The organism is Microbacterium sp. CR_7 (assembly GCF_041954755.1).
Lineage (GTDB): Bacteria > Actinomycetota > Actinomycetes > Actinomycetales > Microbacteriaceae > Microbacterium.
The window spans coordinates 310,998-323,246 of sequence record NZ_JAVAYF010000001.1 but is presented as its reverse complement, the minus strand read 5'-3'; the positions used below and the strand labels follow the sequence as shown (position 1 = coordinate 323,246).

The 12,249-nt window shown below is 68.8% G+C and carries 16 protein-coding genes, 1 tRNA gene and 1 other RNA gene; 7 read left to right on the top strand and 11 right to left on the bottom strand.

Annotated elements, in window-relative coordinates; genetic code table 11:
* Positions 1-181: 181 nt before the first annotated feature.
* The 5 genes from RAC81_RS01510 to RAC81_RS01490 all read right to left on the bottom strand — a co-directional run bounded on the left by RAC81_RS01510 (position 182) and on the right by RAC81_RS01490 (position 3,429).
* Positions 182-1,657, bottom strand: coding sequence for a terminase large subunit domain-containing protein (locus tag RAC81_RS01510; protein ID WP_375080676.1), 1,476 nt, complete (start codon positions 1,655-1,657; stop codon positions 182-184).
* A gap of 150 nt (positions 1,658-1,807) precedes the next feature.
* Positions 1,808-2,113, bottom strand: coding sequence for an HNH endonuclease (locus RAC81_RS01505; protein ID WP_375080675.1), 306 nt, complete (start codon positions 2,111-2,113; stop codon positions 1,808-1,810).
* Positions 2,110-2,439: a hypothetical protein gene (locus RAC81_RS01500; RefSeq protein ID WP_375080674.1), complete on the bottom strand. Its 330-nt coding sequence runs from the start codon at positions 2,437-2,439 to the stop codon at positions 2,110-2,112. The genes RAC81_RS01505 and RAC81_RS01500 overlap by 4 nt, the downstream gene beginning before the upstream one ends.
* Positions 2,440-2,536: 97 nt before the next feature.
* Positions 2,537-3,205 carry a hypothetical protein gene (locus RAC81_RS01495; RefSeq protein WP_375080672.1) on the bottom strand — a complete coding sequence of 223 codons (669 nt, stop codon included), beginning with the start codon at positions 3,203-3,205 and terminating at the stop codon, positions 2,537-2,539.
* Complete coding sequence (locus RAC81_RS01490; RefSeq protein ID WP_375080670.1) at positions 3,202-3,429, bottom strand: hypothetical protein; 228 nt, start codon at positions 3,427-3,429, stop codon at positions 3,202-3,204. The genes RAC81_RS01495 and RAC81_RS01490 overlap by 4 nt, the downstream gene beginning before the upstream one ends.
* A gap of 52 nt (positions 3,430-3,481) precedes the next feature.
* On the opposite strand from RAC81_RS01490, the gene RAC81_RS01485 reads away from it, so the two are divergent.
* Positions 3,482-3,829 (top strand): helix-turn-helix domain-containing protein, encoded by a 348-nt coding sequence (locus RAC81_RS01485; RefSeq protein WP_375080984.1) that lies wholly within the window; start codon positions 3,482-3,484, stop codon positions 3,827-3,829.
* Here RAC81_RS01485 and RAC81_RS01480 read toward each other — a convergent pair.
* A tRNA-Lys gene (locus RAC81_RS01480) sits at positions 3,788-3,863 on the bottom strand. The two genes, RAC81_RS01485 and RAC81_RS01480, sit on opposite strands and share 42 nt — an antisense overlap.
* A gap of 148 nt (positions 3,864-4,011) precedes the next feature.
* On the opposite strand from RAC81_RS01480, the gene hisN reads away from it, so the two are divergent.
* From hisN to RAC81_RS01460, 4 genes are all read left to right on the top strand, one after another.
* A complete protein-coding gene (hisN, locus tag RAC81_RS01475) occupies positions 4,012-4,809 on the top strand; it encodes a histidinol-phosphatase (protein WP_375080669.1) in 798 nt (265 codons plus the stop codon).
* A gap of 14 nt (positions 4,810-4,823) precedes the next feature.
* Positions 4,824-5,393 carry a hypothetical protein gene (locus tag RAC81_RS01470; protein ID WP_375080668.1) on the top strand — a complete coding sequence of 190 codons (570 nt, stop codon included), beginning with the start codon at positions 4,824-4,826 and terminating at the stop codon, positions 5,391-5,393.
* 174 nt (positions 5,394-5,567) lie between these two features.
* Entirely contained in the window at positions 5,568-5,915 is a 348-nt protein-coding gene (locus tag RAC81_RS01465) for an ATP-dependent DNA ligase (RefSeq protein WP_375080667.1), read from the top strand.
* Positions 5,916-5,925: 10 nt separating this feature from the next.
* The gene (locus RAC81_RS01460; RefSeq protein WP_375080666.1) at positions 5,926-6,789 is read left to right on the top strand and encodes a transposase; all 864 of its coding nucleotides are present in this window, start codon (positions 5,926-5,928) and stop codon (positions 6,787-6,789) included.
* Positions 6,790-6,875: 86 nt separating this feature from the next.
* On the opposite strand, the gene ssrA is transcribed toward RAC81_RS01460, so the two are convergent.
* Positions 6,876-7,245: a transfer-messenger RNA gene (gene ssrA, locus RAC81_RS01455) on the bottom strand.
* Positions 7,246-7,387: 142 nt separating this feature from the next.
* On the opposite strand from ssrA, the gene RAC81_RS01450 reads away from it, so the two are divergent.
* Complete coding sequence (locus tag RAC81_RS01450) at positions 7,388-8,056, top strand: SIMPL domain-containing protein (protein WP_375080664.1); 669 nt, start codon at positions 7,388-7,390, stop codon at positions 8,054-8,056.
* Between the two features lie 25 nt (positions 8,057-8,081).
* Here the strand turns inward: RAC81_RS01450 and hflX are convergent, their stop codons facing one another.
* Positions 8,082-9,593, bottom strand: coding sequence for a GTPase HflX (hflX, locus tag RAC81_RS01445; RefSeq protein ID WP_375080663.1), 1,512 nt, complete (start codon positions 9,591-9,593; stop codon positions 8,082-8,084).
* A 68-nt stretch (positions 9,594-9,661) separates the two neighbouring features.
* Between hflX and RAC81_RS01440 the strand changes: the two genes are divergently transcribed.
* Positions 9,662-10,315, top strand: coding sequence for a class I SAM-dependent methyltransferase (locus tag RAC81_RS01440; protein WP_375080662.1), 654 nt, complete (start codon positions 9,662-9,664; stop codon positions 10,313-10,315).
* Between the two features lie 24 nt (positions 10,316-10,339).
* On the opposite strand, the gene dapF is transcribed toward RAC81_RS01440, so the two are convergent.
* The 3 genes from dapF to RAC81_RS01425 are packed head-to-tail and all read right to left on the bottom strand — an operon-like array spanning position 10,340 to position 12,237.
* Positions 10,340-11,212, bottom strand: coding sequence for a diaminopimelate epimerase (dapF, locus tag RAC81_RS01435; RefSeq protein WP_375080661.1), 873 nt, complete (start codon positions 11,210-11,212; stop codon positions 10,340-10,342).
* Between the two features lie 22 nt (positions 11,213-11,234).
* On the bottom strand, positions 11,235-11,684 hold the full coding sequence (locus RAC81_RS01430; protein ID WP_375080660.1) for a GNAT family acetyltransferase: 450 nt from the start codon (positions 11,682-11,684) through the stop codon (positions 11,235-11,237).
* 25 nt (positions 11,685-11,709) lie between these two features.
* Positions 11,710-12,237, bottom strand: a complete 528-nt coding sequence (locus tag RAC81_RS01425) for a dihydrofolate reductase family protein (RefSeq protein ID WP_375080658.1) — start codon at positions 12,235-12,237, stop codon at positions 11,710-11,712.
* Positions 12,238-12,249 lie beyond the last annotated feature (12 nt).

Below are 12,249 nucleotides of genomic sequence, written 5' to 3'. Positions count from 1 at the left end.
TTCGAGACATGCGCTCCGCTTCTCGCGCCTGGTGGAGCTCGGGGTGAGCGACGCGCTCGTGCGATGCGCCTTTCAGCCAACCCTCGCGCGGACTGTCGGCGAGATCCTGGCACCCACAGAGCGAGCAGATCACGACGGTGCTGTGTGGCGTGGAGTCGAGTGAGATCGTCATGGCGGTTCCTCAGTAGCTCGTGACGGGTGCCCGTGTGGCGGCGTCGCGGTGGTCGTAGAGCCACAGCGCGACGGCTGAGGCGATGGGGCCGGCGACGGGGCCGGTGGAGTGCGAGCGCGAGAACTTGTGGATCTCGCCGGTGCGCTTGTAGACCAGGTGCGCGACGCCGTTGCTGAGAGTCTTCGAGCCGTCGTGGATCAGCGTCTGCTCGTCGCGCGCGGCGGTCAGCCAGGTCTCGTCGGCGACGCTGCGCTCGATGCCGTTGAGCGTGCGCAGCTTCGGCTCGAGCTCGTCGGGGTCGAGGTCGTCGCCGGTGAGCCGGCGGAGCACCTCGTCTGTGATCCGTCGCGTCGATCCGCCGTTGTCGGCACCGAACGCGGCCGGCTTGTAGCCGTGGATCTTCACGAGCAAGTCGACCATCCACTGTGTGCCGGGCGCGGCATGCACGACGCGGGTGACGGGGTTGTCGAGCGCGTCGCGCCACGATGCGACGATCGCGCCGGCTGCAGCCTTCGTGTCGTCGTCGACCCAGACCTCCCAGGCGATAGCGACGTCGGACCAGGCAGCGCCGATCGTGTCGTCGGCGAGCTCGGCGAAGTCGGGGATCAGGACCGTCTTGCTCTCAGTCCAGCGGTTGCAGTAGGCGCGAAGCCAGGTCGAGTGGTCGACCTGTTCCTCTGGCGGGGCGGAGCCGTCGACGAGCGCGAACAGATCATCGACGTCTTGGGTGTAGCCGATCGCGGGGTGGAACGCGGCGAAGGCCTCGCGGTCGTACGGGTCGGCGTCGTCGGGCAGGCTGGCCTCGAAGTACGCGAACCGGGGATCGGTGCCGGGGTTGAGGACGCTGCGCCGGCCGCGCTCGACCTGTCGTTTCATGAACGTCGATTCGGCGGTGCCGGCGGTCGAGAGGTACCACAGCTGCCGCTTGCCGAACAGCGTGCGCTGCGCCGGCTCGATGCCGTCCGTGATGAGCCCCTTGCTCTGGACGTCGTCGAGGGTCCAGATCTCGTCGATTCCGACGAGCACGGGAGTCTTGCCGTGGATCTTCTCGGGCTTCGGCGGGAACGCCCAGATCTCCGAGCCCCGCGGCGTGACCATGCCGGTCTGCGCGGCGCTGCGCTTGCCGTCGAAGAATCGCTTGAGCGGGCTCTGCTCGACGCGCGAGATCAGCGTCTTGAGCAGCGTGCGGGCGTCGTCGCCGGTCTGCGCGGTGAAGTAGACCTTGCTGCCGGGGAACTCGACGGCGCGCTGGAGTTCGACGGGGCCGAACAGCGTGGTCTTGCCGGACTGGCGCGGCACGGTGACGAACACCTTCTCGTAGACGTAGTTGCCGCGGTCGTCGAGCTCGGTGGCGACGTCCCAGACGTGCTGCTGCCACGGCATCGGTTCCCAGCCGAGCATGCGCGCGAGCTCGGCGATCTTCGCGCCGCGCGTCGGCCGCGACGGGTCGCGCTGCGTCGCGTAGGTGAAGCCGGTCCAGGTCACTGCTGCGCCGCCAGCGCGGGTCGGTCGAGTCAATGGCCTCGATGCTGTTCTCGCCGTGTTTCTCGTGCGCCTCGCACCGCCGCTGCCAGATCTCCGATGCGATGCGGGCGGTGCTCATGCTGACGTTGCGTGCGGTCATGGTGGTTCCTCTCAGTGGGTGAAGTGCGACAGGCCGGACTCGACCGGCACGTCGACGGGTCGCAGGGGCTTCTTGCCTCGCGAGTAGTTGCAGCGGCCGTGGGATGGGCCGAGGTTGTCGATGTCGTAGACCGCTCCCCCGTTCGCTCGGGGGATGATGTGGTCGGCTGACGTGGAGCCGGGCAGGCCGCAGTTGATGCACAGGTCGCCGTACGTGAGCAGCGTGAGCTCGGTGAACTGCTGCGCCTTGCGTCCGCCCCAGCGCTCGGGCTTGGCGTCGGGGTCGGCGTACGTGCCGGGACCCTGCGGGAGGTTCATCGCTCGTTCCGTGCCCTGCTGTAGATCGAGCTCGACGAGCAGCCGTAGCGGGTGGCGAGCTCAGCCACAGTCCAGCCGAGCGCCCGCAGTCGCTTGAGCTCCGTCCAGTCGGCGTCATTCAGCCGGTGGTAGCCGCGAGTACCGTCTTGGCGCGCCGCTGCGTGGACGTGACCACGGGCGGGGTGCTGCGGGCGGTGCTGGATGCTGCGCTGCAAGCCGACCTCGATGAGCGTGCGCATGCTCACGCCCTTCGCCTTCGCGGTGGCCTCGATGACGCGGAAGGTGTGCGCGTCCAGGTGGATCAGGACGGGGATGCCGGCGCTCATCGTGCTCGCCTCCGATCGCGATCCCAGAGGATGCCAGCGGAGATCCAGAGCACGATCGCGAGCGGGATCGCGACTGCAGGGTCGATGTGGTCGAACATCAGCCGACGCTCCTGACGATCGGGCGTGCGCCGCAGTGGATGCACGCATGCGACTTGGGTCCGAGCTCGTGCAGGGCCGGTGAGCGCCACGCTGCAGGGCACTCGTCATCCGCCCATCGGACGGTGCCGAAGTTGTCCACAGGCGCTCCCTGCGCCTGCTGTGGTGCTGCTGGGTCTTTTGATGTTCTTAACTTGGTGTTCTTCTTGGTGGACGGCTTACCGTCGACGGCAACCCGTCTGCCGGTGGAGTTATCCACAGCACCAGATGACGGGAACCCGTCGCCGGTGGAGCGGGCGTTATCCACAGCCTGCAGGCCGGGGATCGGCAGCTGAGGGGCACCCACGACGGGCAGCTGGAACGGGTCGCGCAGGTGGAACACGTAGCCCGCCAGACGGCCGCCCTTGCCGCGCTTCTGCTGGCGGTGGAGGTAGCCGGCCTTTTCGAGCTCGGCGACCGCTGAGCGCACCGCCTCGCGGCCTTCCTTCCAGCTGGCGGCCTCGATCGCACCCATGGTCACCTGATAGCCAGCGTCGTGCGTCATGAGCCAGATCAGGATGCCGCGAGCGACCCAGCTGAGATCCTTGTCGCGCGCGTAGAGGTTCGGGATCTGGGTGAAGTCACGCTCCCAGGCCATGCGCTCGCGGACGAGCGTGCCCGCCTCGGTCACGACTGCCGCCAGGCGATGATGCCGCACAGATCGGCGATGACGTACGGGGCGAGCTCGGTCGGCAGCGCCCGGATGCGGGCCGTGAGGGCGATCAGCGCGTCCTGATACACCTGCGTGTCGCCGTTCTCCCGATGCTCTGCCACAGCGCGACGCGCCTGGTCAGCGAGCGCCTGTGCCTCCCGCTTCGCCTCATCGAGTACCATCTGGTGCCAGCTGCCAGCCATTGCCCTGCTCCTTGATTCGGGTCATTCGTCCCGTATTCGGGACACGACACCCATGCAAGGGGGCAGCGAGGCAGATGATCCGCATTCCTACCGGCGTGTCTCGAATTCGGGTCGCACGCGCCGGTATAGTGCAAACATGACAATGCTGCAGTCGAACACGACCACAGTCCGGGGACGCCTCATCGAGACGCGACGCATGGCGGGGCTCAGCGTCCGCGCGATCGCGCCGATGATCGGAGTCGGCTCCGCGACCATCTCGCGCTGGGAGAACGGCGAGGGCGAGCCGAGCGTGACGCAGTTCGCGCTCTGGGCTGCAGCAACGAAACAGCCCCTCGACCGGATGATCGAGGGGCTGGAATGGTGCACCCCCAGGGACTTGAACCCTGAACCCACTGATTAAGAGTCAGTTGCTCTGCCGATTGAGCTAGAGGTGCGTGGCCCGGGTGATTCCCCGGCCGAGGAATTACATTACCAGCCGACGAGCGCTGGGCGAAATCGAAGCCGGGGCGCATCGACCCCGCGCGTGTCGCCGCATGTCGGCGCTGCCGCTCGCCCGGAAACGTCGCCGGTTATCCTTGAGGCGTGACCGCCTCCCCCGCTGCCGCCGACCTGTCCCGCGACCTCGAGCTCGCACTCCGGTTGGCCGACGCCGCCGACGCGCAGTCCTTGCCCCGCTTCGACTCCGCCGACCTGCAGGTGTCGAGGAAGGCGGACAGCTCGCACGTGACGGATGCCGATCTCGCCACCGAGCGGGCCATCCGCGACGTCCTCTCCGCCGAGCGTCCGGACGACGGGGTCTTCGGCGAGGAGTTCGGCGCCGAGGGCGACACCCACCGCCAGTGGATCATCGACCCGATCGACGGCACCGCGAACTTCCTCCGGGGCGTCCCGCTCTGGGGCACCATGATCGCCCTCGCGATCGACGGCGTGCCGCAGGTCGGAGTGGTGAGCATGCCGGCACTCGGACGACGCTGGTGGGGCGCTGCGGGCCTCGGCGCGTGGACCGCGACCGATCACGACCCCCGGCGCATCGAGGTGTCGACGGTCGACTCGCTCGATGACGCGAGCGTGAGCTTCCAGAGCATCGCCCAGTGGACGCGCTCGGGCCACCGTGACCAGCTCCTCCGCCTCGCCGACCGTGTGTGGCGCGACCGCGCTTACGGCGACATCTACGCCTACATGCTCCTCGCCGAGGGCCGCATCGACATGGTCGCCGAGTTCGACGTGAAGGAGTACGACATCGCGGCGGCCGTGCCGATCGTGCGCGAAGCCGGCGGACGCATGACCGGCTTCGACGGCGCGGAGACGATCTCGGACCTGTCGACACTCGCCACCAACGGCGTCCTCCACGACGCGTTCCTCGAGCTCTTTCACGACTGATCCGGAAGCCAGCGATGAAGCCCCGCACCCCCGCCGCCGCGTTCGGCACTCTCGTCCTCGCCCTCGCCCTCACTGCTTGCGGAGCGACGCCCGACTCGCAGGCCTCACCGACGCCCGACGCGCCGAAGCCGACGCCGAGTGCGACGCCCGAGCCCGCGTCGTCGCCGACCCCGACCGCTGACGCTGCGGAACCGGCCTGCGACACGATCATCTCGCCGGGCACCGTCGACGCCCTCACCTCGCAGGGGTGGACGTTCGAGGAGAAGGAGTTCGTGATCGGCGACGTGCCGCTCCCCGACGGTCTGCTGTGCTTCTGGGCGGACTACAGCGTCGCATCCGACCACGGCCAGCTGTACGGATGGTCCGAGATCACTCCCGACGATGCGTCGCGCGCGCAGACCGCGCTGCTCGGTGAGGGGTGGACCCGAGAAGACGGCGCGGACGGCATCTATCTGACCGAGAACCCGCAGTTCTCGATGGGCACGGACGAAGACGGCTACGGCATGACGTACCTGTTCGGTGACGGATGGGTGAAGTTCGCCGATACCCGCCAGGGACTCATCCTCATCGACTGGGCCGGCTGAAGAGCACATTCCGCGCACCGGTGATTACACCGGGCGAAGAGGAAGCGCGCCTTCCCCGCCGCGGGTATACCAGCGGCTCCTCGGCGTGTGAGAGTGAGAGCATCTCCACTCAGCGATCACCCGATCGCGCCTTGTGACGCGGGCTCCCGTGGTGACCGAGCAGAAGGAGCGGCGATGGGCAAGTTCATCTACGAAGGCGGCCCGAAGGTCGAGATCGAGGATCGCGCCCTCACCCACATCCAGCTGGTGATGACCGCGAAGCTCCGCCGTGGCGAGCCGTTCCCCTTCTCGTGGCGGGAGGACTCCAGCGTCGGCGGCGGCCGAACGACGGTCTGGATCCACTCCGGCAGCTCGATCGTCTTCAAGTACTTCGGCAGCCGGTCCCCCGCCGTGAACCGTGCCTGGGTAGAGGCTCTCGCCTACACGGCGAACACTCCGACCGGGATGTACCTCGTTCCCGAGCCGGCCGAGACCGCGGCCATCGAGAAGGTGGGCGAGTCCGCGGCGGGCGCTGCGGTGTAACCTCGCTCGCATGAGCGCGGCATCCTCCCTCTCCGAGATCGCCGCCGAGCTCTACACCCGGCCGCTCGGCGACTTCATCGCCGCACGCAACGCCCGAGCCGCCGATACGTCGGACAAGGCGCTGGCGGCCGGCATCCGCGCGCTGCGAAAGCCGTCGGTCGCGGCCTGGGTCGTCAACGTCTTCGCGCGCGAGCGCGCGTCCCAGCTCGGCGAAGCCCTGCAGCTCGCGGCGGAGCTGCGCGAGGCGCAGGAGGACCTCGACGCGAAAGCGCTCGCACAGCTCGGACGCGATCGCCGCGCGCTCACCGCTCGGCTGGCCGCGGCCGCGGCGGATCTCGCGGAGTCGAGAGGCGAGCGGGTCACGCCGTCGACGAGGGATGCCGTGCAGCAGACGATCTCCGCGGCGTTCTTCGACCCGGATGCCGCGGCCGCTGTGGCGTCGGGGCGGCTGGTGCGGGAGCTCGAGCCCACCGGGACGTTCGCCGACGCCATGGACACGATCGTCGGCGGCAGCGCCCCATCCGCGCCGGTCGAACCGCCGGCGCCGCCCGACGAGTTGAAAGCCCGCCGCGCACGGCGTGACGCTGAGCGCGCGCTGCGCGAGGCGGAGCAGGCCCACGAGCGGGCTGCGCGCGATGCCGCCAAGGCCGAACGCGTCGCGGAGGAAGCCGCTGGCCGACTCGACGACCTCATCTCGCGAGTGGCCGAGGTCGAGAAAGAACTCGACCGCGCCCGCAGGGAGGCGAAACACGCCGAGACTGATGCCGCAGACGCGAGCGAGCGGCGCGCAGAGGCGTCGCAGGCCGCGGACCGGGCCGAGGATGCCGTCGTAGCGGCGCGCAGCGCTCTCGACGCCCTCGACGGCTCCCGCTGACCCCGGGGCACGCTGCGCAGCCTCCGGATACGACGAAGCCCCGCCGCCGCGGATGCGGTGACGGGGCTTCGTCTGTGACAGCGACCTGGTGGAGCTGGGGGGAATCGAACCCCCGTCCAACGCTGAGTCTCCACGCCTTCTCCGGGCGCAGTCTGTGGAAGCGTTCTGCTCGGCTCCGACCTTTGTCACAGACACCCAAGTCGACGAGCCCAGCCTGGGAAGAGTCCCACGTGACGTCCAGACGCCGTCACGCAGCAAGATTCCTAGATGACGCCAGAATCCATGCCGGAATCACACATGGTCTGACGGACTATCGGGCTCGCTTAGGCAGCGAGGGCGAAGTCGTTGCGCTTGGTTTCGGCAACTATTGTTTTGCAGAGAGCGTTTACGAGATAACTCTGCATCCTCGGCCCGCTTCTCGTGGATTCACAGGCGCTGTCGAAACCGATCAGCCCCGTGGTCCTTCTCTCGAAGGAGCCGCTGTCACTCTGTGGATTTTTCATCTCGGGAAGCGAAGTCCCCTAGCATCACAGACTACAACGTCGAAGCGGTCTCTGCCATTCCACCCCTCTCCGACCGCTGGCGTAGAGTCGCGGTCATGAGCGAAGTCACCATCACGGTCCGCGGAGAACACGAGACGCGCATCGCACCCGAACGAGCGACCATCCAGGTCAGCGTGCGCGCAGATGGCCCGGATCGCGCAGCCGTCGTCGACCGTGTGATGCGGCTCACCGACCCCGTGCGCGACTCGATCACGAGCCGGGCGGATGCCGGAGCGGTGGTCGACTGGACGAGCAAGCGGCTCTCCGTGCGGGCCGAGCGCCCCTGGAACACGGAGGGCAAGCGCCTCGCTCCGGTGTACTACGCGAGCGTCGACCTCACCGCCACGTTCACAGAGGCGTCTGACCTGTCGGAATGGGTCTCCGAGGTCTCACCCTGGGACGGTGTCGAGCTCGGTTGGGTGGACTGGCACCTCACGCCCGGGACCCGCGCGGAGACTGAGCGCACCGTTGCCGCCGAGGCCGTCAGCGTCGCTGTGACGCGCGCGGAGGCCTACGCCGGCGCACTGGGGCTGGTCGAGGTCACGCCCCGTGAGATCGCCGACGTCGGCCTCATCTCGAGCGGGCAGGCCTCGCCGACGCCCCCGATGATGATGAAAGCTGCCCGAGGCGCCGCCTTCGCCGCCGACGCCACGCCGACGATGGAGTACGAGCCCGAGGACATCGTCATCTCGGCGACGGTCGAGGCGCGATTCCTGGCACGCTGACCCTCTGCCCTGGCCTGCCTGATGGTCAGACGTCGACCGCGAAGGGCTCCAGGTCGGCCGCGAGCCGCTCCGACACCCGCGCGTGCACGAGGGTTCCGTCCTCTCGGTGCTCGACCGAGAGCAGCATTCCCGTCTCGTGGATCGCAGCGACGAGGTCACCGCGGTCGTACGGGACGACCGCGTGCACCTCGACCGCGGGCTTCGGCAGAGCCTCTTCGATGGCCGCGCGCAGTTCGTCGATGCCCTCGCCCGACCGCGACGACACGAAGTGCGCCTTCGGCTCGAGTCCCCGCAGCACGAGGCGCTCGTCCGGCGCGATGAGGTCCGCCTTGTTGAAGACGACCAGCTCGGGCAGGTCCCTGACCCCGACATCGCCCATCACGTCTCGCACCGTCTGCAGCTGACCCGCGGGATCGGGGTGCGAACCGTCGACCACGTGCAGCACGACGTCGGCGTCGCCCACCTCCTCCAGCGTCGACCGGAAGGCCTCGACCAGCTGGTGCGGCAGGTTGCGCACGAAGCCGACGGTGTCGGTCAGCGTGTACACGCGACCGTCGGACGTCTCGGACCGGCGCACCGTCGCGTCGAGGGTCGCGAACAGTGCATTCTCGACGAGCACGCCCGCGCTCGTGAGCGCGTTCAGGAGGCTCGACTTGCCGGCGTTCGTGTACCCGGCGATCGCGACGGACGGGATCGTGTTGCGCTTGCGCTCGGCGCGCTTGGCCTCACGAGCGGGACCGAAGTCGCGGATCTGGCGGCGCAGCAGAGCCATCTTGGTGCGGATGCGGCGGCGGTCGAGCTCGATCTTCGTCTCACCCGGTCCGCGGGAGCCCATGCCCGCGCCGCCGGCGCCGACCTGTCCACCGGCCTGACGGCTCATGGACTCACCCCATCCGCGGAGCCGCGGGAGCAGGTACTCGAGCTGGGCGAGCTCGACCTGAGCCTTGCCCTCGCGGCTCTTCGCGTGCTGGCTGAAGATGTCGAGAATGACGGTCGTGCGGTCGATGACCTTGACCTTCACGACGTCCTCGAGCGCGCGACGCTGGCTGGGCGCGAGTTCCGTGTCGGCGATGACGGTGTCGGCGCCGACCGCGGCGACGATGTCCTTGAGCTCCTGTGCCTTGCCACGCCCGAGATAGGTGGCGGCGTCGGGATGCGGGCGACGCTGCAGCACACCGTCGAGCACGACGGCGCCGGCGGTCTCTGCGAGTGCCGCGAGTTCGCGCAGCGAGTTCTCGGCATCCTCCTGTGCGCCCTGCGGGTACACGCCTGCGAGGACGACGTTCTCGAGCCGGAGCTGACGGTACTCGACCTCGGTGACGTCCTCGAGCTCCGTGGAGAGTCCGGCGACGCGACGAAGCGCGTGGCGGTCCTCGAGATCCCACTGATCGCCGTCCGACGTCGCGTGCGCGGCCGTCTCACGGTCCTGCAGCGCCTGCGCTGCTCCGAAGACCCGCGGCTCAGTACGCCGTTCGGCGTTCGTGAGCACGCGGTCGAGCGCGTCGTCGCCGGTCGAGTGTGTCGTGGTATCCGTCATCCGTCCCTGTTCTCTGGGTTTGATTGCGAGCCTTAACCTTAGCCCGCGCTGTCCGCTACGCTCACGGTATGGGGTCCGACCATTACTTCACTGCGGCCCCGGCGAGTCCCGAGAACCTGCGCACGATCCGTGTATCGCTCGCAGGCCGCGAGCTGGACGTCACCACAGCGGGTGGCGTCTTCAGCCCGGATCGGCTGGACGCCGGAACTGCGGTCCTGCTCGCCAACATGCCCCCGGTGCCGCCGGGAGGTCACCTTCTCGACCTCGGCAGCGGCTGGGGTCCGATCTCCCTGTCGATGGCGCTCGCCTCGCCTCACGCGACCGTCTGGGCGGTCGACGTCAACGAACGTGCCCTCGACCTGGTCCGCCGCAACGCAGCGGCTCTCGGCCTCACCAATGTCAACGCCCGCCGCCCTGAAGATGTTCCCGGCGACGTGATGTTCCGCTCCATCCGGTCGAACCCGCCGATCCGCGTGGGGAAGAACGAGCTGCACGGGCTGCTGGAGAAGTGGATCCCACGCCTCGACGAGCGCAGCGACGCGTGGCTCGTCGTGCAGCGCAACCTGGGCGCGGACTCGCTCCAGCGCTGGATCGGGGCCACCTTCTACCCCGGGTTCAGTGTGTACCGCACCGCCACGGCGAAGGGGTATCGAGTGCTCAAGGTGCGCAAGCACGGGACTCCGCCCACGGAGCCCATCGCCCTACCCCTCGCCGAGGACTGATCCGCCCACGACGCACGCGGCGGGTCAGATCAGCTCGACCTCGCCGCTGAACACGAGCTGCGCCGGTCCGGACAGACCGACGTGCTCGCCGTCTTCGGCGGGGAACATCCGCACCCCCAGGACGCCACCGGGCACCTCGACCCGCCAGTGATCCGGCGCCTGTGCGCCTGCCCAATGCCGGACCGCCAGCGCGGTCGCCGCGACCCCCGTGCCGCAGCTCAGCGTCTCGCCGACACCGCGCTCCGATACGCGCATTCGTACGTGACCCACCCCGTCGCGCACGAGTGGCTCGGCGGGGACGACGAACTCGACGTTCGCACCGTGCGGCGGCGCGGGGTCGAGTTCGGGCGCGCGGTGAAGTTCGAGGGAGGCGAGCTCGGCGTCTTCCGCCAGAGCGACGACGACATGAGGGTTGCCGACGTCGATGCCGAGTCCCGGACGCGTCACGGCGAGGCCGTCGGCTTTCACGAGCGGGTCGTCGCCCGAGAGTCGCCACGCGCCCAGGTCGACCTGGTATCCGGTGTCACTGCGGGTGATGTCACGGACTCCCGCACGGGTGCCGATCGGAAGGGTCGATCCGGGCTCGAGCGACGCGAGGCCGGACCGCAGCAGGTAGTGGGCGAAGACGCGGATGCCGTTCCCGCACATCTCCGCGAGGGAGCCATCGGCGTTGCGGTAGTCCATGAACCACTCGGCGGCCGGTTCCTCGTCGAGGGAGGCACGCCCCTCCGGGATCGCCGCTGTGCGCACGACGCGAAGGATGCCGTCCGCACCGATGCCGAAGTGACGGTCGCAGAGCGCGGCGACCTGCTCGGCGCTCAGATCGAGCGTGCCGTCGGGGTCGGCGATGATGACGAAGTCGTTGCCCGTGCCGTGCCCCTTGGTGAATGCGACCATGCCACCAGTCTAAGGAGCGCGCCTATGCGTCGACGATCAGTCGTTTGCCGGTGGTGCTCACCGAGAACCGTTCGTATCCGAGGCTGTCGTAGAAGGCCAGCACAGACTCGTTGCCCTCGCGGACCATGAGCTGGATCTTCGGGCACCCCATGGCGAGGAGCAGCCGCTCGGCTTCATCGACGACGGCGCGGGCGACGCCGCGCTTGCGGTGGCTCAGCGCCGTCGCGAGGTAGTACAGCCATCCGCGGTGTCCGTCGTATCCCGCCATCACCGTGCCGACGATGCGCGGCTCGGTGCCATCAGTGCTGTCGCTGTCGTCGACGGCGACGAGGAAGAGCTCGGGCTGCACCTGGAGCTTCCGTTGGATGTCTCGGCGCGGGTCGTTCCAGGGCCTGGTGAGGCCGGCCTCCTCCCAGAGCGCGACGACCGCTTCGGTGTCTCGGTGGTCGAACGCGCGGATGCTCCAGCCCATGCTCCGAGTCTAGGATCGCGCGATCTCAGTTCTTGACCACGCGGTAGCGACCGCACAGGAAGGCGCGGTTGCGGGCGACCTCCATCAGCTCGAGGGTGAGCGCACGGGGAAGCAGCGGAGCGCCCGATCCGAGTGTCACCGGGGCGTACTGCACCCACACCTCGTCGAGGAGCCCGGCGTCGGCGAACTGCCCCGCGAGGTCTCCCCCGCCGACCACCCAGACGTCCTTCCCGCCGGCGGCCTCGACCATCTCCGCGTGCGCGGCCGCGACGTCGCCCTGAGTGAAGCGGATGTCGCCCTGCTCCGGCCGGTCGAGGTCGCGGTGCGTGAACACCCACGTCGGCTGTGCATACCCCCACGTGCCCTGCTCATGCCGCATCACCCATTCATAGGTCGACGCGCCCATCGCGAGAGCGCCCATCCCCCGCTCGAACTCCTGGTACGCCATCGGGCCGTCCTGGTCGATGTCCTGCGAGAGCAGCCAGTCGAGGGAGTGATCGTCGGTCGCGATGAAGCCGTCGAGGCTCGACGCGGTGTAGAAGTGGGTGGTCATAGCGACAGGATC